Source organism: Streptomyces sp. NPDC000345 (genome assembly GCF_042898825.1).
GTDB lineage: Bacteria > Actinomycetota > Actinomycetes > Streptomycetales > Streptomycetaceae > Streptomyces.
Genome location: NZ_JBIAZE010000004.1, coordinates 65,598 through 88,366, shown reverse-complemented (window position 1 = coordinate 88,366; position 22,769 = coordinate 65,598). Strand labels below are relative to the sequence as shown.

General features: G+C 74.3%; 20 protein-coding genes and 1 pseudogene. 17 read left to right on the top strand and 4 right to left on the bottom strand.

All coding sequences use genetic code 11. The features are described from left to right. Window positions 1-72: 72 nt before the first annotated feature. Together ACFY30_RS10725 and ACFY30_RS10720 are read right to left on the bottom strand one after the other, a co-directional pair. Window positions 73-652, bottom strand: a pseudogene (locus ACFY30_RS10725) (CotH kinase family protein); the annotation flags it as partial. A gap of 286 nt (window positions 653-938) precedes the next feature. Then, on the bottom strand, window positions 939-3,851 hold the full coding sequence (locus ACFY30_RS10720) for an AAA family ATPase (protein ID WP_390844832.1): 2,913 nt from the start codon (window positions 3,849-3,851) through the stop codon (window positions 939-941). Between the two features lie 245 nt (window positions 3,852-4,096). Here ACFY30_RS10720 and ACFY30_RS10715 point away from each other — a divergent pair, with 245 nt between their 5' ends. Next, complete coding sequence (locus ACFY30_RS10715; RefSeq protein WP_390844830.1) at window positions 4,097-5,119, top strand: endonuclease/exonuclease/phosphatase family protein; 1,023 nt, start codon at window positions 4,097-4,099, stop codon at window positions 5,117-5,119. A gap of 12 nt (window positions 5,120-5,131) precedes the next feature. Here the strand turns inward: ACFY30_RS10715 and ACFY30_RS10710 are convergent, their stop codons facing one another. Beyond that, the gene (locus ACFY30_RS10710; protein ID WP_390844828.1) at window positions 5,132-5,827 is read right to left on the bottom strand and encodes a hypothetical protein; all 696 of its coding nucleotides are present in this window, start codon (window positions 5,825-5,827) and stop codon (window positions 5,132-5,134) included. 344 nt (window positions 5,828-6,171) lie between these two features. On the opposite strand from ACFY30_RS10710, the gene ACFY30_RS10705 reads away from it, so the two are divergent. Together ACFY30_RS10705 and ACFY30_RS10700 are read left to right on the top strand one after the other, a co-directional pair. Beyond that, window positions 6,172-7,218 carry a histidinol-phosphate transaminase gene (locus tag ACFY30_RS10705; RefSeq protein ID WP_390844827.1) on the top strand — a complete coding sequence of 349 codons (1,047 nt, stop codon included), beginning with the start codon at window positions 6,172-6,174 and terminating at the stop codon, window positions 7,216-7,218. A 5-nt stretch (window positions 7,219-7,223) separates the two neighbouring features. Further along, window positions 7,224-8,921 carry an aldehyde dehydrogenase family protein gene (locus ACFY30_RS10700; RefSeq protein ID WP_390844825.1) on the top strand — a complete coding sequence of 566 codons (1,698 nt, stop codon included), beginning with the start codon at window positions 7,224-7,226 and terminating at the stop codon, window positions 8,919-8,921. Between the two features lie 15 nt (window positions 8,922-8,936). Here ACFY30_RS10700 and ACFY30_RS10695 read toward each other — a convergent pair whose 3' ends face one another. Next, a complete protein-coding gene (locus tag ACFY30_RS10695; RefSeq protein WP_390844823.1) occupies window positions 8,937-9,437 on the bottom strand; it encodes an Lrp/AsnC family transcriptional regulator in 501 nt (166 codons plus the stop codon). A gap of 120 nt (window positions 9,438-9,557) precedes the next feature. Here ACFY30_RS10695 and pdhA point away from each other — a divergent pair, with 120 nt between their 5' ends. The 14 genes from pdhA to ACFY30_RS10625 all read left to right on the top strand — a co-directional run bounded on the left by pdhA (window position 9,558) and on the right by ACFY30_RS10625 (window position 22,769). Next, window positions 9,558-10,679 carry a pyruvate dehydrogenase (acetyl-transferring) E1 component subunit alpha gene (gene pdhA, locus ACFY30_RS10690; protein ID WP_390844822.1) on the top strand — a complete coding sequence of 374 codons (1,122 nt, stop codon included), beginning with the start codon at window positions 9,558-9,560 and terminating at the stop codon, window positions 10,677-10,679. A 5-nt stretch (window positions 10,680-10,684) separates the two neighbouring features. Then, complete coding sequence (locus ACFY30_RS10685; RefSeq protein ID WP_390844821.1) at window positions 10,685-11,704, top strand: alpha-ketoacid dehydrogenase subunit beta; 1,020 nt, start codon at window positions 10,685-10,687, stop codon at window positions 11,702-11,704. Continuing rightward, window positions 11,701-13,026, top strand: coding sequence for a dihydrolipoamide acetyltransferase family protein (locus ACFY30_RS10680; protein ID WP_390844819.1), 1,326 nt, complete (start codon window positions 11,701-11,703; stop codon window positions 13,024-13,026). Before ACFY30_RS10685 ends, ACFY30_RS10680 begins: the two co-directional genes overlap by 4 nt. A gap of 77 nt (window positions 13,027-13,103) precedes the next feature. After that, window positions 13,104-14,831: a phenylacetic acid degradation protein PaaN gene (paaN, locus tag ACFY30_RS10675; protein WP_390844817.1), complete on the top strand. Its 1,728-nt coding sequence runs from the start codon at window positions 13,104-13,106 to the stop codon at window positions 14,829-14,831. Further along, window positions 14,821-16,002 (top strand): thiolase family protein, encoded by a 1,182-nt coding sequence (locus ACFY30_RS10670; protein ID WP_390844815.1) that lies wholly within the window; start codon window positions 14,821-14,823, stop codon window positions 16,000-16,002. The genes paaN and ACFY30_RS10670 overlap by 11 nt, the downstream gene beginning before the upstream one ends. Beyond that, complete coding sequence (locus tag ACFY30_RS10665; protein WP_390844813.1) at window positions 15,999-16,745, top strand: enoyl-CoA hydratase/isomerase family protein; 747 nt, start codon at window positions 15,999-16,001, stop codon at window positions 16,743-16,745. Before ACFY30_RS10670 ends, ACFY30_RS10665 begins: the two co-directional genes overlap by 4 nt. Continuing rightward, window positions 16,742-17,608 carry a 3-hydroxyacyl-CoA dehydrogenase family protein gene (locus ACFY30_RS10660; RefSeq protein ID WP_390844811.1) on the top strand — a complete coding sequence of 289 codons (867 nt, stop codon included), beginning with the start codon at window positions 16,742-16,744 and terminating at the stop codon, window positions 17,606-17,608. Before ACFY30_RS10665 ends, ACFY30_RS10660 begins: the two co-directional genes overlap by 4 nt. Continuing rightward, entirely contained in the window at window positions 17,599-18,414 is an 816-nt protein-coding gene (locus ACFY30_RS10655; protein WP_390844810.1) for an enoyl-CoA hydratase/isomerase family protein, read from the top strand. The genes ACFY30_RS10660 and ACFY30_RS10655 overlap by 10 nt, the downstream gene beginning before the upstream one ends. Window positions 18,415-18,441: 27 nt before the next feature. Next, a complete protein-coding gene (gene paaA, locus ACFY30_RS10650; RefSeq protein WP_390844809.1) occupies window positions 18,442-19,401 on the top strand; it encodes a 1,2-phenylacetyl-CoA epoxidase subunit PaaA in 960 nt (319 codons plus the stop codon). Further along, a complete protein-coding gene (gene paaB / locus ACFY30_RS10645) occupies window positions 19,398-19,691 on the top strand; it encodes a 1,2-phenylacetyl-CoA epoxidase subunit PaaB (RefSeq protein WP_390844807.1) in 294 nt (97 codons plus the stop codon). The genes paaA and paaB overlap by 4 nt, the downstream gene beginning before the upstream one ends. Window positions 19,692-19,710: 19 nt before the next feature. Then, window positions 19,711-20,577: a 1,2-phenylacetyl-CoA epoxidase subunit PaaC gene (gene paaC, locus ACFY30_RS10640; RefSeq protein ID WP_390844806.1), complete on the top strand. Its 867-nt coding sequence runs from the start codon at window positions 19,711-19,713 to the stop codon at window positions 20,575-20,577. Next, window positions 20,574-21,089, top strand: coding sequence for a 1,2-phenylacetyl-CoA epoxidase subunit PaaD (gene paaD, locus ACFY30_RS10635; RefSeq protein ID WP_390844804.1), 516 nt, complete (start codon window positions 20,574-20,576; stop codon window positions 21,087-21,089). Before paaC ends, paaD begins: the two co-directional genes overlap by 4 nt. Further along, window positions 21,086-22,189 (top strand): 1,2-phenylacetyl-CoA epoxidase subunit PaaE, encoded by a 1,104-nt coding sequence (paaE, locus tag ACFY30_RS10630; protein WP_390844802.1) that lies wholly within the window; start codon window positions 21,086-21,088, stop codon window positions 22,187-22,189. The genes paaD and paaE overlap by 4 nt, the downstream gene beginning before the upstream one ends. 37 nt (window positions 22,190-22,226) lie before the next feature. Next, window positions 22,227-22,769, top strand: coding sequence for an SRPBCC family protein (locus tag ACFY30_RS10625; protein ID WP_390844801.1), 543 nt, complete (start codon window positions 22,227-22,229; stop codon window positions 22,767-22,769).

The following is a 22,769-nucleotide window of genomic DNA, read 5'->3' as shown; positions in this document are numbered from 1 at the left end:
GTCCCGCGGCACCGCGTCCGGCCGCTCACCTCGCCTTCGTCTCCGGTCCTCCGGGCGCTCGCCCCGGTGCCTGTCGAAGGTGTCCGAGTCCAGGAAGCGCTCCTTGAGGGGGTGCCCCATGAGGCCGCCGAACCCACCGCCCTCGCCTTGACCGCCTTGACCGTTCTGGCCGTTCTGGCCGTTCTGGCCGTTCTGGCCGTTCTGGGCCGCCGCCCGGCATGCCCGAAGGCATTCCGGACGGCGTTCCCTCCGGCAGATTCCCGGGCATTCCCGACGGCATGCCTTCGGGCATCCCCGACGGTGCTCCGGAGGGCAGGTTCTGCGCCCCCTGACCACCGGTGGCCTGGCCGCCTCGGCTGCCCTGCCCGTCGGCAGCGCCTCCGCCACCGCCGAGGGCGCCGCCCATTCCCGAGTCGGCGTCCGGGCCCGACGTCGCGTCGCCGGTGAAGGTGAGGTTGTTGTCCCATCCCAGGACCGAGAACCTCTTGGTGTCGAGGTCGTACCACAGCAGGTAGTTCTTGCCGGGTCCGGCGATGTCGTCGAAGTTCATCAGCAGGTTCTGCGCGGCGAGGTACACAGCCAGGGACTCGATGTCCACGTACTGGTCGAGCTCCTCCTCGAACTCCTTGTCCGATGCCCGGTCCGCCCATTTGAACGGTCCATCCGCTCGGCCGGTACGAGGTACTTCAGCTCGAACCGGTTGAACGCGTGCAGCCTGCTGGCCACGTGCAACGGCTGTTCCCCCGCCGGGTCCTGGTCCTCCTCCCGCCTGTCGGGCGACGCAGCACACGAAACCGGCGGGATGTGAGAAGGCGCTGAGACTTACGAGGTAATTCCAGGAGTATTCGAGATGACCGACAGGTGAACTGCGCGCGGTGATACGACGACGGGCCCCCGACCGGGCCACGGGCCGGGGGCGGCGCCCAATCGGCGTGCGTTCACGCGCCGCGGTCGAGGGTGGTGCGGGTGACGAGGCCTGCCAGGGCTGAGCGGGACGGCACGGACGTCTTGCGGTAGATGGCCGACAGATGCGTCTCGACCGTGCGGCGGCTGAGGAACAGCTTGGTCGCGATGGCCTGGTTGCTGAGTCCTTCGCCGACGAGTTCGGCGATCTGCCGTTCACGCGCGGTCAGTTGGTCGAGTTCCGTGGGTGTGGGCAGGCTCTCCTCGGTCCGGGGCCGTACGAGCGAGGCCAGGTCGGACAGGAGGCGCGCGCCGCCGGCGTCGACGAGCCGGCGGGCCCGTTCCCACAGCGCGACGGCGCGCGGGGTGTCGCCGGCGGCCTGCGCCTGGGGAGCCGCCAGGAGCAGGGAGTACGCCTCCCAGAGCGTCGCCCCGGAGGGCGCGTACGCCTGCGCGGCGCTCTCGAAGAGGCGCGCGGCGGCGCCGGGGTCGCCGTGGTGCTGGGCAAGTGCCGCCTCGGCGCGCAGGGCCGCCCCGCGCTGCCCGTGAAGGCCCATCCGGCCGGCCTCCTCGGCGGCTCGTGCGGCCCAGCGCTCGGCCTGCTCGGCGTCGCCGACCGCGAGGGCGGTGCCGACGAGGGTGTCCAGCTGGCCGGGCCGGGTGGAGGGCTGCAGCCCCCGCAGTTCCGGCCCGCCGGCCCTCAGGATGGCCTCCCGCGCACGGTGCGGGTCACCGCTGACGAGCGCCGTGTGGCCCAGCACGCAGCCGGCCAGCGACGCCCACCAGTGTCTGCTGCCACCGGCCACGGCCACCGCCTCCTCCGCCGTCGTCAGGGCGCTGGTGTCGCCCAGGGGGCGGCGCAGGAGGAGGATCAGCGACTTGAAGCACAGGGTGAAGGCCAGGAGGTCGCTGCTGCCGATGGCCCGGGCGACGGACTCCGCCTCCTCGGCCGCCTCCAGGGCGGACGGCAGCCGACAGGTGTTGAGGTGCACGAAGGCCCTGCTGCTGAGCAGATGCGGCAGCACGTGGACCTGGCCGCTGCGGCGGGCGATGTCCAGCCCCCGGTCGGCGTGGCGTTCCGCGTCGGCGTAGCGCTCGAGCAGGGCTTCCGCCCAGGCCAGCCACACCAGTGACTCGCTCACTTGGGTGAGGGTGGGGTCGGTCAGTCCGTCCACGATTCCGGCGGCGGCGTCGGCGGACCGGCGGGCCGCGGCGGTCTCGCCCTCGTAGGCCTCCCCCAGCGACGCCAGCGCCAGGGCCCCCAGCTCTCCCATGAGATCACCGTGCGAGCGGGCCACCGCCAGGGTCCGCCCGATGTCGTCGCGTACGTCGGGGTACGAGACGGTGTTCAGGGCGGCCATGCCCAGCGCGAGCCCCAGGGAGACCGCCTGGCGGGGCTCGGGGGCGGGCGTGCGGAGCAGTTCGCGCTGCAGCAGGGCGATCGCTTCCGGGGAGTGCCCGAGGTGGCGCTCCATCATGGCGCACAGCGCTATCGCGTCCCCGCGCAGCGATGCGTCGTCGGGCCCGGAGTCGCTGATCAGCCGGTGCAGCAGATCGCGGCTCTCGCGCAGGCTGCCGCCCACCCCGAGGGCCCGGGCGCGCGCCAGCGTCAGCGTGCCCCGCTGCCGGGCGTACGCGGGTGTGCCGGGCATGAGCCGGAGGACGACGTCCAGCAGATGGGCGGCCGTGGCGGGGGCCGTGTGGGCGAACTGGGCGGCCGCCTCGGTCAGTACGGCCGCCGCCGCGGGATCCCAGCCGACCAGTGACCTCTCGACGTGGTGAGCGCGTTCGGCGGCGGAGGCGCCGGTCCGGGCCAGTTCGTCCGCGACGGCGCGGTGGATCCCGGCGCGTCGGGACGCGACCGTGTTCTCGTAGACCAGCGCGCGCAGCAGCGGATGGCGCAGTGCCCAGCGGCCGTCGGCCCCCAGGCGCAGCAGATCGCGCCGCGCCAGCGCGCCGGTGTGGTCGTCGAGTTCGTCCGCCGCGGGGTGTCCGGTCGCCAGGCTCAGCATGGCGGGTGTGGCATGGTCGCCGAGGACCGCCACCGCTTCGACGGTACGGCGCTGTGGCGCGGAGAGCGTGGTGAGTTCGTCCAGCAGCAGGGACGCCAGTCCGGTGGGCACCCCGGACGCGGTGCTCCCGTGGGTACGGACGGCGGTGCCGGGCGCCGCGGCGCCCTGCCGGTGGGCTTGCAGCAGGCACAGGAGGTAGAGCGGGTTGCCCTCGCTGGCGGCGAAGATCTCCTTCGCCTCGGCCGGGGGCAGGTCGGGGGCGAGCGCCTCGATCGCCTCCCGCTCGGGCAGCGGTCCCAGCGCCAGGCGCAGCACGGCTCCGGTGTCGACGCCTCGCGTCAGAGCGGCGGCGAGCGAGTGCGGTGTCTGCCGTTCCCGGCGGGCGACGACGAGCAGCACGCGGCCGCGCACCGGATGCCGGATCACATGGTCCAGCAGTTCCAGGGACGCGGGGTCCGCCCAGTGCAGGTCGTCCAGCACCATCACCAGCCCGCTCCGCTCGCCGAGCCCGGTCAGCACGTCCGCGACGGAACGGTAGAGGCCGAAGCGGTCACAGGTGCTCGAGGCCGGGCCCGGCACGGCGCCGGCGCCGCACAGCACCGGGGCCGCCGCCCCGGACACGGCGTCCGGGGCGAGCAGGGCACGATCGGCGTCGGCGAACGCGTCCGTGAACGGCTGGAACGGGGTGTGCCGCTCGTACTCCGTGGCCCTGCCGCGCAGCACGGTCAGCCCGCCCCGCCGCGCCCGGGCGCACAGCTCGCTCAGCAGCCGGCTCTTGCCCATGCCGGCGTCTGCGGCGAGGTCGACGACGGCGGGAGCGCCGTCCTGACCCAGGCTGCCGATCACCGAGTCGAGCCGCCCGAGTTCCTCGGCCCTGCCGACCAGCATCGTCCCCGTCCCGTCCCGCGCCGGCACCGGCGCGTCTCCGTTCCCCACCGAGTTCGCATGATCCTTTCCGCGGGGCCGCTCCTTCGCGGCCCTGCCCGCCCAACCGGTCGATACCTTCATGGAACCGTCATTACCTGGACTCAGTTCACTCACCTGTTGGTTCCTGGCAGGACGTGGTGCCGGACGTCGTCGCCGACCCTCCGCTCCCCGCCCGCAACCGCGCGCGGGCCGGCTGTCGTCCCCTGTGCGAGGCCCGGGTGATCACCGCCCGCGCCCTGCCGAGTGGAGGACTGATGACGGAGACCGCCGTCGACGCGCCCCGCGCCGGGGACGGGGACGGGGCGAACGGCCGGGGCGGCCGACGCGGGCGGACGGCCGCGCTGCTGGGGTGCGGTGTGGTCCTCGCCGGACCGTCCGCCCTGCTCGTCGTACGGGTGACGGGGCTGGACGCGGGAACACCGCTCGCGGTGCCGATGGTGCTCTTCCCCTACGGCGCCGTGCTCAGCGTGCTCGTGCTGAGCGTCCTGTCGGCCGTACCGGTGCTGCGCTCGCGGTGGGCGGTGGCCGTCGCCGCGCTGGTCACGGCCGCGCACGCCGCCCTGCTGGTACCGCGGTTCGTCTCCCACCAGGAGCAGGTACCGCCACGGGCGGCGGAGTTGCGGGTGGCCACGCTCAACGCCCATGTCGGCCGGGCGGATCCGCGCGCGGTGGTGCGGCTGGTGCGGACCGAGCGGATCGACGTGCTGGCCGTGGAGGAACTGCCGGCCGCCGGCGTCGCCGCGCTCGCCGAGGCCGGTCTGGACCATCTGCTGCCCCACCGGGAACTCCATCCCGAGAACGACTCCTCGATCTACTCACGGCTCCCGCTGACCCACGCCGGTCCGCTGGACGCCGGCACCGCCTGGCCGCAGACCACCGCGGACGTGACCGTGGGCGGACGGACCGTACGGCTGGTGGCCGTGCACACGTACTACCCGCTCGGTGACGCGAAACGCTGGACCCGGGACCTGACCGCGCTCGCCTCCGTCGCCCGGGAGAACGGCCCCGACACCGTGTTCCTGGGGGACTTCAACGCCTCCCTCGACCACGCGCCGATGCGTGAACTGCTCGCGTCGGGGCTCACGGACACGCACGCCGAACTGGGCCGCGGCTGGGTCCGCACCTGGCCGGCCGGCAGGACACTCCTGCCGGCCCTGATCCCGCTCGACCACGTCCTGCACGGCTTCGGCCTGGTGGGCGTCTCCGTAGGCGAACGGACCGTACCGGGCACGGATCACCGGGCGGTCGTCGCCGTGCTCGCGCTCAAGCGCCGGTGAGGCCACCGCGTGTCACGGATGGAAGACGTCCCAGGCCGACGAACCGCTGGGCGAGGGGCCGGGCGAGGGGGCGGCCGGTGAAGGGCCGGCGGTCCGCCGGTCGGTGGCGCACCCCGCGGGATCCGGCGGCGGGAGCAGCCGGTACGCGCCGACGCGCTCCGTCCCGAACCGCACGTCCGCCTCACCTGCGGCGGCCGGGTCCGGGATCTGCCCGGGCAGTTCCTCGCCGGTCAGGGGCGCGCCCGCGTACGCCGCCACGAGGACCCCTGCGCAGGCACCGTCCCGCCCGGTGGGAAGGCCGGCGGGGAAGCGGACCGTGTGGGTCCTGCTTCCGTCCGCGTCGAGCCGCTGGCGCATCACGGACGACATCCGCGTCCCCGTCGTCGTGGCGGTGAGGGTCCAGAACTCGACCTGCACCGAGAGCGGTTGACACAGCGGCCCGGCATCGCCGGGGTGCTGTGCCCGGACGACGACCGACGCGTGCGCGTACGCCGAGCCGGTGCCGTCGGCCCCGTCGGCCGTCCCCTGGAAGGCCACCGCGGTCCGCAGCCACGCGGCCTGTTCCCGTTCCGACCAGTGGCCGTCGGCGCGGCAGCCGTCGGTCCGCGCGCCCGTGGACGGCTGCGAGCAGCCGGTCGCGAGCAGCGCGAGAGCCGCCGCGCCCGCCGTCAGGACTCCGGGGCTGGGGCGGGTCCGGGTCGTGTGCATGGTCTCCCTCGATCGGAACGGGCGGGCCGCGGACGCTTCGCACGGCCCGGGCGGCGAGCAGTCTGCTGGGGTCCCGTCCGCGGCGGGGGTGCCGAGGGCCCGCTGTGTCCGTCCCGTGATCATGGAGGGGGCCCGGTGTCCGGCGGACGCCTCGCCGTCCGTCTCGTACCCGAGGTCCCGGAGGGCTCGCCGGGAGACGGTTTGCCGGGGGTCCGCCTCGTTTTCGGCGATTCGTAGCCGAATTCGCCAAACGGTTGAGCGCTTGTCGTCCGCTCTTCACGATTTCCCTGTCAAGTGCCCGACGGCCAGGCCTCGGGCCCCAGCGCTGCAGAAGCGAGTCCAGCATGGTGCGTGTCCGTGCGTCCCTGTCCCAGCTGCCCTCCTACGTCCCCGGCCGGAAACTGCCCGGAGCCGTCGTGCTGGCCAGCAACGAGTCCCCCCACGGGTTGCTGCCGGGGGTGGCCGCGACCCTCGCGGAGACCGCGGGCGGCGTGTCGCGGTACCCCGACCTGCACGCCGCCCGGCTCGTCGAGGCCCTGGCGGCGCACCACGGGGTGGAGCCGGACCGGATCGCGGTGGGCGCCGGTTCCTCCGAGGTGTGCGGACAGTTGCTGCACACGGTCGTCGGGCCCGGTGACGAGGTCGTCTTCGGCTGGCGGTCGTTCGAGGCGTACCCGATCCTCACCGCCGTGGCGGGCGGTACGGCGGTGCGGGTGCCCCTGCGCGACCACACCCTCGACCTCGACGCGATGGCCGCGGCGATCACCGCCCGGACCCGGCTGGTCTTCGTGTGCAACCCCAACAACCCGACCTCCACGGCGGTGGGGGCGCGGGCGCTGACCGACTTCGCGGACCGGGTGCCGCGGGACGTGCTGATCGTGGTCGACGAGGCGTATCGGGAGTACGCCGATCCGGCCCGGGTCCCCGACGGTCTGGCCCTGCTCGGCGACCGGCCGAACGTGGCGGTGCTGCGGACCTTCTCCAAGGCGTACGGCCTGGCGGGACTGCGCGTCGGCTACTGCGTCGCGCCGCCCGGGATCGCCGCGCACGTGCGCCGCACGCAGGTGCCGTTCAGTGTCAGCGCCCTCGCCCAGCGGGCCGCCGTCGTCGCCCTCGGCGAGCGCGCGGAGGTCGCCCGGCGGGCGGCCCTCACCGTCGCCGAACGCGACCGTGTCACCGGGCGGCTGCGGGAGCTGGGACACGATGTGCCCGACTCCCAGGCCAACTTCGTCTGGCTGCCGCTCGGCGGCGACAGCGGGGACTTCGCCCTGCACTGCGCGGACGGAAAGGTCATGGTCCGCCCGTTCCTCGGCGAGGGGGTCCGGGTGACGATCGGGCTGCCGGAGGAGAACGACGCCCTGCTCGCGCTCGCTGCGAGCTGGAGAGGCTGACGGCCATGCGCCCCGGTCCCTACGAACGGCACCGCGAGCTGCTCCAGAGCGTCGTGCGCGCGATCGCCGCCGGTGAGTGCCGTCGCCCCTTCACGGAGGCGACCGGTCAGGACGCGGCCGACGCGGGCATGAGGTCGACCCGTACCGCGGGGAAGGTGTTCCGCTCGCTGCTGGGACGGCCCTTCGAGCTGGGGCAGCCCGGCGAACTGGGCCGGGTGCGCACGGAGTCGTCGCCGTACGGCGTCGGTCCGGCCGTCGCCTACCCGCGCTGCGATCCGGCGGAGCTGGTCGCGGCGGCCGGACGGGCGGCGGCGGGGTGGCGGGCCGCCGGGCCGTACCAGCGCGCGGGGCTGGCCGTGGAGATCCTGCGCCGGCTCAACACCCGCAGCCACGAGCTGGCCCTCGCGGTGCACCACACCACCGGCCAGCCCCTCCAGGCGGCTTTCCGCGCCGCCGGTCCGTGCGCCCAGGACCGTGCCCTGGAGGCCGTGGCCCTGGCCTTCGCCGAGTCGGAACGGGTGCCGGCCGACCTGCACTGGGAAAGTGCCGCGCGCGCCGGACGGCCGCACGCGCTGCGGGGCACCTGCACCCTGGTGCCCCGGGGGGTCTCGCTGCTCGTCGGCTGTCCCGACTTCCCGCTGTGGAACGGGTATCCGGGCCTGTTCGCCAGCCTGGTGACCGGCAACCCGGTCGTGGTGGCCCCGCACCCGCGCGCGGTGCTGCCACTGGCGATCACGGTGCGGGTGGCCCGGCAGGTGCTCGCGGAGGCCGGTCACTCCCCCGATCTCGTCACGCTGGCGGTGGCGGAGCCGGAGCGGCATGTGCACCGGCGGCTGGCGACCGACCCGGCGGTGCGCATCGTCGACTTCACGGGCTCCGCGCGCTTCGCCGACTGGCTGGAGCAGCACGCCTGCCAGGCCGCCGTGTTCGCCGACCGGACGGGGCTGAACACGGTGGTCGTGGACTCGACGGACGACTACCGGGGTCTGGTGCGGGGTCTCGCCCTCTCCTCGTGCCGGTGCAACGGCACGGTGCGCACCACCCCGCAGAACATCCTGGTGCCGGAGCGGGGCTTTCGCACCGACGAGGGCCACAAGACGCTGCGGGAGCTGGGGGCCGACCTCGGTGACGCGGTGGACCGGCTGCTCGGGCATCCCGCGCGCGTGGCCAGGGTGCTGGGCGCGATCGCCGCCGGCGAGGTGCGTGACGCGCTGGCGGAGGCCGCGCGGTGCGGCCCGGTCCTGCACGCCTCCGGCGCCGTGGCCCACCCCGACCACCCGGGTGCCGACCTGCGCAGCCCGCTGCTGGTGCGGCTGCGCGCCTGCGACGAGCGGATCTACACCCGCGAGTGGCCCGGGCCCGTGTCCTTCCTGGTGGGAACCGACTCGACCTCGCAGAGTCTGGCGCTCCTGCGGCACACGGTGGCGCGGCACGGCGGGCTGTACACCTCGGTGCACTCCACCGATCCGCTGGTGCTGGCGGCGGCCGAGGCGGCGGCGCTGGACGCGGGGGTGCATCTGGTGGAGAACCTCGACGACCTGCCCGCCGATCCGTCCTCGGCCCTCGCCGACCTGCCGGGCGGGGGCGCCCACTTCGTCACCGGGCGGTTCCGTGTGGTGCGCTCCCGGCGGCACGCGCCGCCGGCGGCCGCCGGCACGGCACTGGACCGGCTGGAGGCCGCCCCCGAGCTGATCGACGTGTGACCTGGCCGGCCCCGCTCAGTCGGTCCAGACGGCGCCGCGCCCCCGCACCTCGTCGAAGACGAGCCAGGTGCGGGTGGAGCGGACTCCGGGGATCCCTTGGATCTTCTCCAGCACGACCTGGCGCAGGACCAGGTTGTCCGGGGCGCGCACGAGGACCAGGACGTCGAAGTCGCCGGTGACGAGGGCGACATGCTCCACGTACGGGATGCCGCGCAGCTCGCGCGAGATGTCGCGCCAGGCGTTCTGCTCGATGCCCATCGTGACGTAGGCACTCGTGCCCAGGCCGGCCCGCTGGGCGTTGAGCTGCGCGGTGAAGCCCGTGATGACGTCCTCGGCCACGAGCCGGCCGATCCGCGTGTAGGCGTTGGCCCGGGAGATGTGCACCTGCTCGGCGAGGGCCCGGACCGAGATCCGGCCGTCCAGCAGGAGCCGGCTCAGGATCTGCCGGTCGATGTCGTCGAGCGGGACGGCAGTTCGTCCGGCCGCCGAGCCCGGCAGCGAGATTTCCTCGGACACTTTGTCCTCCCAGACCCTGATCTCCGGCAGTTCATCGCCGGTTCCGCCGAGCTATTGAACACATATTCCGCGATGGTCACCATTCTCCTGTCAAGTGTCCAGAGAAAGCGAGTGCCCTCCATGTCCGTGAAGAGCCTCCGCCAGACGGTCCAGGGCCTCCTGCCGTCCCTGACGCCGGTGCGGTTCGTGGCCGAGGACGGCACACCGGTCGCCAGGCAGCCGGCCGAGTACACCGAGCCCCCGGTCGAGGCCCTGCGCACGGCCTGGCGCCGGATGGTCCTGGGCCGCCGGTTCGACACCCAGGCGACCGCCCTCACCAAGCAGGGCCGCCTCGCGGTCTACCCGTCCAGCCGCGGTCAGGAGGCCTGCCAGGTCGGCGCCGTGCTCGCGCTGCGCGCGGACGACTGGCTGTTCCCGACCTACCGCGACTCCGTCGCCCTGGTGACCCGGGACCTCGACCCGGTCGAGGTGCTGACGCTGCTGCGCGGCGACTGGCACTGCGGCTACGACCCCGCCGCCACCCGGGTCGCCCCCCAGTGCACCCCGCTGGCCACCCAGGTGCTGCACGCGACCGGTATGGCCGAGGCCCTGCGCCGCAAGGGCGCGGACGGCGTGGCGATGGCACTCGTCGGGGACGGCGCCACCAGCGAGGGGGACTTCCACGAGGCGCTGAACTTCGCCGCCGTCCTGCGCGCCCCGGTCGTCTTCTTCGTGCAGAACAACAAGTACGCGATCTCCGTGCCGCTGGCCCGGCAGACCGCGGCGCCCGCCCTGGCGTACAAGGGCATCGGCTACGGGGTGCGCTCCGAGCAGGTCGACGGCAACGACCTGGTCGCGGTGCTGGCGGTGCTGACCTCGGCCGTCGCCCACGCCCGGGCCGGACACGGCCCCGTCCTGGTCGAGGCGCACACCTACCGCATGGACGCGCACACCAACGCCGACGACGCCACCCGCTACCGGGAGGACGAGGAGGTCGAGCGGTGGCGGGCCGCCGATCCGGTCGACCGGCTGGAGACGTACCTGCGCTCGCGCGGGGCGCTCACCGACGACGACGTGACGGCGGTGCGCGAGGAGGCCGAGGAGCTGGCGGCGCGGGTGCGCGCGGGCATGAACGCGGACTCCGTGCCGGACCCGCTGGAGCTGTTCGACCACGTCTACGCCGAACCGACCCCGCAACTGCGGGAGCAGCGGGACCGGTTGGCGGCCGAGCTCGCCGAATCCACCCAGGCCCAGGAGGACTGACGACCATGGCCAAGGTCACGATGGCGCAGGCACTCAACACCGCACTGCGCGACGCGCTGCGCGAGGACGAACGGGTCCTCGTCTTCGGGGAGGACGTCGGCCCGCTCGGCGGGGTCTTCCGTATCACCGACGGCCTGACCCGCGACTTCGGCGAGCAGCGCTGCTTCGACACCCCGCTGGCCGAGGCCGGCATCGTCGGCCTGGCGGTCGGCATGGCGATGGGCGGGTTCCGTCCCGTGGTGGAGATGCAGTTCGACGCCTTCGCGTACCCGGCGTTCGAGCAGATCGCCTCGCACGTCGCCAAGCTGCGCAACCGCACCCGGGGCCGGATCGGCCTGCCGATGGTGATCCGGGTCCCCTACGCCGGCGGGATCGGCGGAGTGGAGCACCACTGCGACTCCAGCGAGGCGTACTACGCCCACACGCCCGGTCTGAAGGTGGTCACCCCGGCCACGGCCGAGGACGCGTACTGGCTGCTGCGGGACGCGGTGGCCGACCCCGATCCGGTGGTCTTCATGGAGCCCAAGAAGCTGTACTGGTCGCGCGAGGACACCGACCTTCACACACGCGGCGCCCTGCCGTTCGGGCGGGCCGCGATCCGGCGGCCGGGACGTGACGCGACCCTCGTCGCCTACGGCCCCTCGGTCCCGGTGGCGCTGGCCGCCGCCGAGGCCGCCGCGGAGGACGGCGTCGAGCTGGAGGTCGTGGACCTGCGGACGCTGGTGCCCTTCGACGACGAGACCGTCACGGAGTCGGTGCGCAGGACCGGGCGCTGTGTGGTCGTGCAGGAGGCGCAGGGCTTCGCCGGAGTCGGCGCGGAGATCGCCGCCCAGGTGCAGGAGCGCTGCTTCCACTCGCTCGCCGCACCGGTGCTGCGGGTGGCCGGCTTCGACATCCCGTACCCGCCGCCGAAGCTGGAGCACGCCCACCTGCCCGGGGTCGACCGGGTCCTGGACGCCGTCGACCGTCTTCAGTTCGCGGACGAGCCCGACACCCGGCACTTGCTGAAGGGAGCGGTGGCGTGACCACGGCGACGACGGACGAGCAGCTCTTCCGGCTCCCCGACCTCGGCGAGGGCCTGACCGACGCGGAGATCGTCGAGTGGAAGGTCGCCGTCGGCGACACCGTCACGATCGACCAGATCGTGGTCGAGGTGGAGACCGCCAAGGCCGCCGTCGAGGTGCCGGTGCCGTACGCGGGCACGGTGCTGCGGCTGCACGCGGAGGCGGGCACGGCGCTCGGGGTGGGGGAACCGCTGATCACGGTGGGCGCGGCGGCACCCGCGGAGGTGGCGGCACCCGCAAAGGCGGCACCCGTGGCGGAGCCCGCCGCGGCCGAGCGGTACCGCGAGGAGGAGCAGGCCGGATCCGGCAACGTTCTGATCGGTTACGGCACCGGGCACGAACCGGCGCCACGCCGTCGCCGCCGGCGCGCCGCCCCGACGGCGGCCACCGCACCCGCGCCGGTGGCCGAGGGCCAGGCCCCTCGTGTCATCTCCCCGCTGGTGCGGCGGCTGGCCCGGGACCACGGGATCGACCTCGCCGCCCTGGCACCGACGGGACCCGCCGGGGTCGTCCTGCGGCGGGACGTGGAACAGGCGGTCGCGCGCAAGGCGCCCGCCCCGTCCGAGCCCGCCCCGGCCGCGGTCCCCGACGGTCCCGTCCGCATCCCGCTGCGCGGTGTCCGCAAGGCCGTCGCCGACAAGCTCTCGCGCAGCCGCACGGAGATCCCCGACGCCACGACCTGGGTCGACGTGGACGCCACCGGACTGCTCCAGGCCAAGAAGGCACTGGAGGCGGCCGAACCGGGCCGCCGCGTCGGGCTGCTGGCCCTGTTCGCCCGGATCTGCGTCGCCGGTCTGCGCCGCTTCCCCGAGCTGAACGCGGCGGTGGACACCGAGCGCCGGGAGATCCTGCGCTTCGACGAGGTGCACCTGGGCTTCGCCGCCCAGACCGACCGCGGCCTCGTCGTGCCCGTCGTCCGCGACGCACACCGGCTGACCACGGTCCAACTGGCGGCCGAACTGGCCCGGTTGACCGAACTGGCCCGGACCGGGAACCTGCCCCCCGACCGGCTGACCGGGGGCACCTTCACGCTGAACAACTACGGCGTGTTCGGCGTCGACGGCTCCACACCCATCATCAACCACCCGGAGGCGGCGCTGCTCGGCGTCGGCCGCATCGTCGACAAACCCTGGGTGGTGGACGGCGAGCTGACCGTCCGCAAGGTCACGCAGCTGTCGTTCAGCTTCGACCACCGGGTCTGCGACGGCGGCACCGCCGGCGGCTTCCTGCGCTTCGTGGCCGACTGCGTGGAACGCCCGGCGATCCTGCTCGCCGACCTCTGACCGACCCGCACTTCCCGCGCCCCGGACCCGGGCGCACCGCACCCGTCAACCGACCGAACGTTCGGCCTGGAGCCCTCATGTCCCCCGCCCAGCATCCCGACTTCTACGCCCGCCATGCGGACCTGCTCGAACAGGCCTCGGCGCGCACCACCGACCGCGGCTACTGGACGCCGTACCCGGAAGTCCCGAGCACCTCCGCGTACGGCGCCGGGGCGCCCGAGGCAGGCGAGGCGGCCTTCCGCGCCCTCCTCGACCGCCCCTTCCCGCTGGACGGGCACCCCACCATGGGCACCGTCCCGGCCGCGGAGGTCTCGCCGTACGGCTTCCCCCTCGGCATCGACTACCCGCATCTGGCGCCCGAGGCCGCCGTGGCGACGGCCAAGGCGGCCGCCCCGGCCTGGCGTGCGGCGAGCCCCGACGTGCGGGCCGGCGTGGCGGCCGAGATCCTGGCACGGCTGAACGCGGCGAGCTTCGAGATCGCGCACGCCGTCCAGCACACCACCGGCCAGCCCTTCGTGATGGCCTTCCAGGCCGGGGGTCCGCACGCCCAGGACCGCGGGCTGGAGGCGGTGGCGTACGCCTGGGAGGCGCAGCGGCGCCATCCGGCCACGGCACGCTGGAGCAAGCCACGGCGCCGGGGCGGACCGCTCGTCATGGACAAGTCCTACACGCCGGTCGGCCGGGGCGTGGCCGTACTCGTCGCCTGCAACACCTTCCCCACCTGGAACGGCTATCCGGGCCTCTTCGCGAGCCTGGTCACCGGCAACCCGGTGATCGTCAAGCCGCACCGGCGGGCCGTGCTGCCGCTGGCGATCACCGTGCGGATCGCCCGGGAGGTACTGGCGGAGGCCGGTTTCGACCCGGACGTGGTGCTGCTGGCCGCCTCCCGCCCCGAGGAGCGCACGGCGCCCGCCCTGGCCACCCACCCCGACGTGCGGATCGTGGACTTCACCGGTTCCAGCGAGTTCGGCGACTGGCTGGAGGACAACGCCCGCCAGGCTGTCGTGCACACGGAGAAGGCGGGGCTGAACACCGTCGTCGTGGACTCCACGGACGACTACGCCGGGCTGCTGCGCAACCTCGCGTTCTCGCTGTCGCTCTACAGCGGGCAGATGTGCACCACCCCGCAGAACATCCTGGTGCCCCGTGAGGGGTTCCCCACCGACCAGGGGCCGCGCACGGCGGACGAGTTCGCCGCCGATCTGGGCCGCGCGCTGGACGAGCTGCTCGGCGACCCGGCCCGTGCCGCCGCCACCCTCGGCGCGATCGTGAACGGCGGGGTCCTCGCGCGTCTGGAGGAGGCGGCCGCCCTGGGCCGTACCGCCCATCCCTCCCGTGCCGTGGCGCACCCCGGCCATCCGGACGCCGTCGTCCGCACCCCGCTGGTGGCCCGGCTGGACGCGGACACCGACGACAAGACCTACACGAGCGAGTGGTTCGGGCCGGTCTCCTTCGTCATCGGCACCGACGGCACCGCGCACTCCCTGCGCGTCCTGCACGACACCGTGCGGAGCCACGGCGCGCTCACCGCCTGCGTGTACGCGACCGGCGAGGACGTCCTCGCGGCGGCGCGGGCGACGGCCCTGGAGGCGGGGGTGCACCTGTCGGAGAACCTGACCGCGGACGTGTTCCCCAACCAGTCGGCCGCCTTCAGCGACTTCCACGGCACCTCGGCCAACCCGGCCGCCAACGCGACGCTGACCGATCCGGCGTTCGTCACCGGCCGCTTCTGCGTCCTGCAGTCCCGCCGTCACGCCCCCGCCGAGGAGCACGAGAAGCCCGAGGAGCACGCCGATGTCCGATGAGGTCTATCTGATCGACGGGGCCCGTACCCCGCAGGGCCGTTACGGCGGCGCCCTCGCGTCCGTACGCCCCGACGACCTGGCCGCGCTCGTCGTCGGCGAGGCCGTGCGACGCGCCGGTGTCCCGGCCGGCTCCGTCGACGAGGTGATCCTCGGCGCCGCCAACCAGGCCGGCGAGGACAACCGGGACGTCGCGCGGATGGCCGTCCTGCTGGCCGGACTTCCGCACACCGTGCCCGGATACACCGTCAACCGGCTGTGCGCGTCGGGACTCACGGCGGTCGCCTCCGCCGCGCAGGCGGTACGGGCCGGCGAGGCCGATCTCGTCGTGGCGGGCGGGGTCGAGTCGATGACCCGCGCGCCCTGGGTGACGGCCAAGCCCGGCACGCCCTGGTCGAGGCCGGGCGAGGTCCACGACACCTCGCTCGGCTGGCGCTTCACCAATCCCCGTTTCCCCGCCGCGACCACGCTGTCGATGGGCGAGACGGCGGAGGAGGTCGCCGCCCTGGACGGCATCACCCGGCTGGAGGCCGACTCCTTCGCCCTGCGCAGCCACCGTCGGGCGGTGGCCGCGAGGACGGCGGGCCGCTTCGCCGCGGAGATCGTCCCGGTGCCGGTCGCCGGCGGGGAGGTGACCGAGGACGAGGGGCCGCGCCCGACGACCACGCTGGAGAAGCTGGGCGGGCTGCGCACGGTCTTCCGCCGGGACGGCATCGTCACGGCGGGCAACTCCTCTCCCCTGTCCGACGGGGCCGCCGCCCTGGTGGTGGCGGGCGGGGCGGCGGTGGAGCGGTACGGGCTCACCCCCCGGGCCCGCGTCGTCACCGCCGCCTCGGCCGGGGTCGAGCCGCACCTGATGGGGCTCGGCCCCGTGCCGGCCACCGCCCTGGCTCTGGAGCGGGCCGGCTGGACGGTCGACGACCTCGACGCGATCGAGCTCAACGAGGCGTTCGCCGCCCAGGCCCTGGCGGTCGTGCGCCGGCTGAAGCTCGACCCCGACCGGGTCAACGCCGACGGCGGCGCCATCGCCCTCGGCCACCCCCTGGGCTGCTCCGGCACCCGCATCCTGCTCACCCTGCTGGGCCGGCTGGAACGGGAAGGCGGCCGGCGCGGCCTTGCGACCCTGTGCGTCGGCGTCGGACAGGGCGTGGCGATGCTCGTGGAGCGCGTATGAGCGCGTACGAGACGCTGTCCGTCGAGGAGCACCCGGACCGGGTGGTGGTCACCCTGTGCCGGCCCGCCGCCCGCAACGCCCTCGACGGCCGCATGATCGCCGAACTGCACCGGGTCTGCGAGGACTTGGAGCGCACTCCGAAACTGCTGCTGCTCACCGGACACGGCGGTGTCTTCGCGGGCGGCGCCGACATCGCCGAACTGCGCCGCCGGGGCCGGGACGAGGCGCTGCGGGGCATCAACAGCCGCCTGTTCGAGCGGGTGCGCGGGCTGCCCCTGCCCACCGTGGCCGCCGTGCCCGGCTGGGCCCTCGGCGGCGGCGCCGAGCTGGCCTACGCCTGCGACCTCAGGATCGCCGGGCCGAACGCGGTGTTCGGCAACCCCGAACCGGGTCTGGGCATCCTCGCCGCCGCCGGCGCGTGCTGGCGGCTGCGCGAACTGGTGGGCGAGTCGGTGGCCAAGCAGGTGCTGCTCGCCGGACGGAACCTCGACGCCGGGGCCGCGCTGGCCTGCGGGCTGGTGATGGACGTCGTACCGGCCGACCGGCTGCTCGACGAGGCGCACGCGGTGCTCGACGGGATGTCCCGCTCCTCGGCGCTGGCCCTGCGGCTCACCAAGCTCGTCACCGACGCCGCGGGGGCTCATCCGGTGGCCGATGACCTCGCCCAGGCCGTGCTCTTCGAGAGCCCGGACAAGGAGGAACGCATGACGCGCTTCCTGGAGAAGAAGGGAGGCCGGGCATGACCTCGGCTTCGACACCGCCCTCCGTGGTGGGGGTGATCGGCGGCGGCCGGATGGGCGCCGGGGTCGCGCAGTCCTTCGCGGCCGCCGGTTCGCGGGTGGTCGTGGTGGAGCGCGACGGTTCGGCCGCGGCCGCCGCTCTGGAGCGGATCGCCGGGGGACTGCGCCAGGCGGCCGAGCGCGGGACGCTCGGCGGCCCGTCGGACCTCGACGTCCCGGACCGGGTCTGCGTCGTCCCCTCGATCGCCGCGCTCCCCCACGACACCGACCTGGTCGTCGAGGCGGTCCCGGAGGACGCCGCGCTGAAGGCCGAGGTGCTCGCCGCCGCCGAGCGCGTGGTGCACGACGACTGCGTCCTCGCCAGCAACACCAGTTCGCTGTCCGTCACCGACCTCTCGGCGGTCCTGGAGCGGCCCGGGCGCTTCCTGGGGATGCACTTCTTCAACCCCGTGCCCGTCTCCGCCCTGGTGGAACTGGTCCTGGCCCGCAACACCGGCGCGGCGGCCCTCGGCGCGGCGATCCGCTGGACGCACGCCCTCGGCAAGCAGGAGGTCGTCGTCCAGGACTCCCCCGGCTTCGCCAGCAGCCGGCTCGGCCTCGCCCTCGGCCTGGAGGCGATCCGCATGGTCGAGGAAGGGGTCGCCGACCCGGAGGCCATCGACACGGCCATGCGTCTCGGCTACCGGCATCCGATGGGCCCGCTGCGCCTGACCGACGTGGTCGGACTCGACGTGCGGCTGGCCATCGCGGAGCATCTGCACGCGACGCTCGGCGAGCGGTTCGCGCCGCCGCGGCTGCTGCGCGAGAAGGTCGCCCGCGGGGAGCTGGGCCGCAAGAGCGGTCAGGGGTTCTACCGATGGCAGTGAGCGAAATCCCCACGTCGCACGGGGTGTCGTACGAGGTCACCGACGGCGTGGCCGTGATCGAACTGCGCGGCCGCGCGACCGGCAACGCGCTCGACGCACACCTGCGCAGCGCCCTTCTCATGGCCGCCCGGCGCCTGACCACGGACGCCCGGCGCGAGGTGAGGGCGGCCCTGATCACCGCCCGCGGCCGGCACTTCTGCGTCGGCCAGGACCTCAAGGAACACGCCCACCTGCTGAAGACCTCGCCCGCCACCGCCTTCGCCAACATCCCCGACCACTACAACCCGCTGGTGAAGGAACTGCACGCGCTGCCGGTCCCGCTCGTGGTCGCGGTCGAGGGCTCCTGTGTCGGCGCCGGACTGGGCCTCGCGCTCTGCGCCGACGTGCGCGTGGCGGCCGAGGGCGCCCGCTTCGCCACCGCGTTCGGCGGGGTCGGCCTCGCCTCGGACTCGGGCGTGGCCCGCGCCCTGGCCCGGCAGCTGGGCCCCTCCCGCACCGCCGGGCTCATGCTGCTCGGCGACACCTTCTCCGCGCGGGACGCCGAGCGGTGGGGGCTCGTCCACCGTGTCGTCGCGGACGGCTCGGCCGCCGCCGAGGGCGTGGCCCTGGCCCGCGCGCTGGCAGCCGGGCCCACCGCCGCGCACCGGGAGACCAAGACGCTGCTGCGCTCGGCGGCCACCACGACCCTGCCGGCGGCGCTGGAGCGCGAGTCCGTCGTCCAGCGGCGCCTCGGCACCACCGACGACCACCGCGAGGCCGTCACCGCCTTCCTCGAACGGCGAGGCCCGGTCTTCCGCGGCCGCTGACCACCCGTCACCCACGAAAGGGGACCCATGAAAGAGGCAGCCACCTCCACGAACATGTCCGTGTTCGAGGACACCATCGCCCGGGACCGGCGCATCGAGCCCCGGGACTGGATGCCCGACGCCTACCGGGCCACGCTCGTACGGCAGATCGCCCAGCACGCCCACTCCGAGGTCATCGGCATGCAGCCGGAGGGCGAGTGGATCACCCGGGCGCCCTCGCTGCGCCGCAAGGCGATCCTGTTCGCCAAGGTGCAGGACGAGGCCGGGCACGGCCTGTACCTCTACTCGGCGGCCGAGACCCTCGGCGCCGACCGCGCGGAGCTGACCGAGCGGCTGGTCGACGGCCGCCAGAAGTACTCCTCGATCTTCAACTATCCGACCCGCACCTTCGCCGACGTCGGGGTGATCGGCTGGTTCGTGGACGGCGCGGCGATCTGCAACCAGGTACCGCTGTGCCGCACCTCGTACGGCCCCTACGGACGCGCCATGGTCCGGGTCTGCAAGGAGGAGTCCTTCCACCAGCGGCAGGGCTACGAGCTGCTGCTGACCATGATGCGGGGCACGGCCGCACAGCGCGCGATGGTGCAGGACGCCGTGGACCGCTGGTGGTGGCCGTCCCTCATGATGTTCGGGCCGCCCGACGACGACTCCCCCAACTCGGCGCGCTCCATGGCCTGGAGGATCAAGCGGCACTCCAACGACGCCCTGCGGCAGCGCTTCGTCGACATGACCGTCCCGCAGGCCGAGAAGCTGGGCGTCACCCTGCCCGACCCGGAACTGCGCTGGAACGAGGAACGCGGCCACCACGACTTCGGCACCCCCGACTGGGACGAGCTGAAGCGGGTCGTCTCGGGCGACGGGCCGTGCAACGCCGAGCGGATCGCCCGCCGCCGTGCCGCCCACGAGGAGGGCGCCTGGGTGCGGGAGGCCGCGGCCGCGCACGCCGCCAAGCGGACGGCCCGGCTGCGGGAAGGAGCGGCGGCATGAGCCCCGAGAAGCAGACCTGGCCGCTGTACGAGGTGTTCGTCCGCGGCAAGCGCGGCCTGAACCACGTCCATGTCGGCTCCCTGCGCGCCGCCGACGACGAGATGGCGCTCCTGCACGCCCGAGACCTCTACACCCGGCGCAACGAAGGCGTGAGCATCTGGGCCGTGCGCTCGGACACCATCGCCGCCTCCGCGCCCGACGAGAAGGACCCGTTCTTCGCGCCCAGCGGCGACAAGGTCTACCGGCACCCCACCTTCTACGCCATCCCCGACGACGTCCCCCACATGTAGCGACCCCGAGGAGCAGTGCATGACCGACGAGGACCTGTACGTCGACGGCGACAGCGCCCGCTGGGCGTTCGGCACCGGCTTCACCGACCCGCTGCACGGGGTCGACCAGGCGGTGCCCGACGGTGTCGACGCGGACGACCTGGCCGCCTGCTGTCTGGCGCTCGGCGACGACGCCCTGGTGTCCGCGCAGCGGCTGGCCGAGTGGTGCACCCGCGCCCCGGAGCTGGAGGAGGAGCTCGCCCTGGCCAACATCGGCCTCGACCTGCTCGGCCAGGCCCGGCTGCTGTACGCCAGGGCCGGCCGGGCCGACGGCACCGGCCGCGGTGAGGACGCGTACGCCTACTTCCGCGACCCGGTGGACTTCCGCAACGTGCGCCTGGCCGAACTTCCCGGCGGGGACTTCGCGTTCACCGTGGCCCGGCTGCTGGTGCTCTCCGTCTGGCGGCTGGCCGTGTGCGAGGCGTTCACCGGCACGGCGGACCCGGTGCTGGCCGCGATCGCCGCGAAGAGCGTCAAGGAGCTTGCCTACCACCGGCGTTACGCCGCGGAGTGGACGGTACGGCTCGGCGACGGCACCGCCGAGTCCGCCGGACGGATGCGGACCGCGCTGGACGCCCTCGGCCCCTGGCTCGACGAATTGCTGACCGACCGTACGGCCGAACGGTTGGGGGCGGATCCGGCCGCCGTCGCGGCGCGGACCCGCGCGGAGCTGTTCGGGGTGCTGGCCGACGCCGGACTGAACCGGTCCGACGACGTGTCCCCGCCCGGCCCCCCGGCGCCGCCGGTCCCGGGTTCCGGGAGGAACGGAGACCACACCCCGCACCTGGCACCGCTCCTCGCGGAACTCCAGAGCGTCGCCCGCGCCCACCCGGACGCGTCGTGGTGACGGCGTCGCCGGAACGGGCGCAGCGGATCGCCGCCGAGGTCCCCGACCCCGAACTGCCGATGCTGACGCTCGCCGACCTCGGGGTGCTGCACGGCGTCGAGGTGACGCCGCAGGGCACCGTCGTCGCCCGGCTCACCCCGACCTACGCGGGCTGCCCCGCCGTCGCCGAGATGCGTGCCGAGGTGGCGGCCCGGCTGCGGGCCGCCGGCTTCGCCGACGTACGGGTGGTCACGGTGCTCGACCCGCCGTGGACCACCGACCGGATCACCGACGAGGGCCGCCGCAAGCTGGCGGAGCACGGCATCGCACCGCCCGGCCCCCGGGGCGCGCCGGGTCCGGCACCGGGCCGGACCTGGCTGAGCCTGACGACGGCGCCGGCCGACGTCGCCTGCCCGCGCTGCTCCTCCGCCGACACGGAGGAGATCTCGCGATTCGGCGCCACCGCCTGCACGGCTCTGCGCCGCTGCCGCACCTGTCTGGAGCCGTTCCCCCACGTCAAGGACCTGCCATGACCCTGCCTCCGGTTCGCTCCCGCCGTCGCCCGGCCTTCCACGCCCTGCGGGTGTCCGCCGTGGAACCGCTGTGCGCCGACGCCGCCGCCCTCACCTTCGACGTCCCCGGCCGCCTGGCCGACGTGTTCGCCTTCCGGCCCGGTCAGTGCCTGACCGTGCGCCGCGAGATCGACGGCCGCGACGAGCGGCGCTCGTACTCGATCTGCTCGCCGGCCGGTACGGCGCCGCGCATCGGGGTGCGTGTGGTGCCGGGCGGGGTGTTCTCCTCCTGGCTCGTGCACGGTGTACGTCCCGGGGACACGCTGCAGGTCATGGCGCCGACCGGGGCGTTCACCCCGGATCTGACCGGGCCCGGCGGACTCGGCCACCACGTCCTCGTCGCCGCCGGGTCCGGCATCACGCCGATGCTGTCCATCGCCGCGTCCGTCCTCGCCGCGGACGACGACGCGCGCGTCACGCTGCTGTACGGCAACCGGCGCTCGGGCACCGTGATGTTCGCGGACGAGCTCGCCGACCTCAAGGACCGGTACCCGGCCCGTTTCCACCTCGCCCATGTGCTGTCCCGTGAGCCGCGCGAGGCCGAGCTGCTCTCCGGCCGGCTCGACACCGGCCGGCTCGGCGCACTGCTGGACGCGCTCCTCGACGTCCACGACGTCTCCCACTGGTGGCTGTGCGGCCCGCACGGCATGGTGCGCGACGCCCGCGCGCTCCTCACCGGACGCGGCGTCCCGGCGGACCGGGTCCACCAGGAACTGTTCCACGCGGACGACGAACCGCCCGCCCCGCCCGCCGGCGAGCGCGACGACGTCTCCGGCCGGGGCCCGACGAGCGAGGTCACCGTGGTCCTCGACGGCCGGGCGACCACGTTCACCGCACCACGCCACCGCAGCGTCCTCGACGGCGCCCAGCAGGCCCGCCCCGACCTTCCGTTCGCGTGCAAGGGCGGCGTCTGCGGGACCTGCCGCGCGCTCGTCACCGACGGCGAGGCGGACATGCGCCGCAACTACGCACTGGAACCGGCGGAGGTGTCCGCGGGCTACGTCCTCACGTGCCAGACCTACGCCGCCTCCGACACCCTCACCGTCGACTTCGACAGCTGAGCCGGATCATCGCACCGACCATCGAGGAGGTTCGCCCGTGCGGTACGCCGAGGCGCCGAGTGTGAGCTGTGACGTCCATGTGGCGGCCCCTCCGCCGCGGGTGTGGGCCCTGGTGACCGACATCGCGCTGCCGGCCCGTCTGAGCCCCGAACTGCGGCGGGTGGAGTGGCTCGACGGCGCGTGGCGGCCCCGGGTGGGGACTCGTTTCGCGGGATACAACCACCACCGGATGCTCGGCGCGTGGCGGACCGTCTCGCACGTCGTCGAGCTGGAGGAGCAGCGGGTGTTCGGCTGGGCGGTCGTCGACGAGGACGGCCAGTTCGGCACGCCCGCGCGCGGTTCCTCCGACCCGCTGGCCACGTGGCGCTTCGAGCTGGAGCCCGAGGGCGCCGGAACCAGGCTGCGGCAGGTCGCCCGGATCGGGCCGGGCCGCTCCGGGGTCAGCCTGGCGATCGAGCGCGCGCCGGAGCGGGAGGAGGAGATCGTGGCCTTCCGGATCTCCGAACTGCGCAGCCACATCCGGGCCACCCTGCACGGCGTCAAGGAGCTGGCGGAGCAGGCCGGCCAGCCGCAGAGGTGA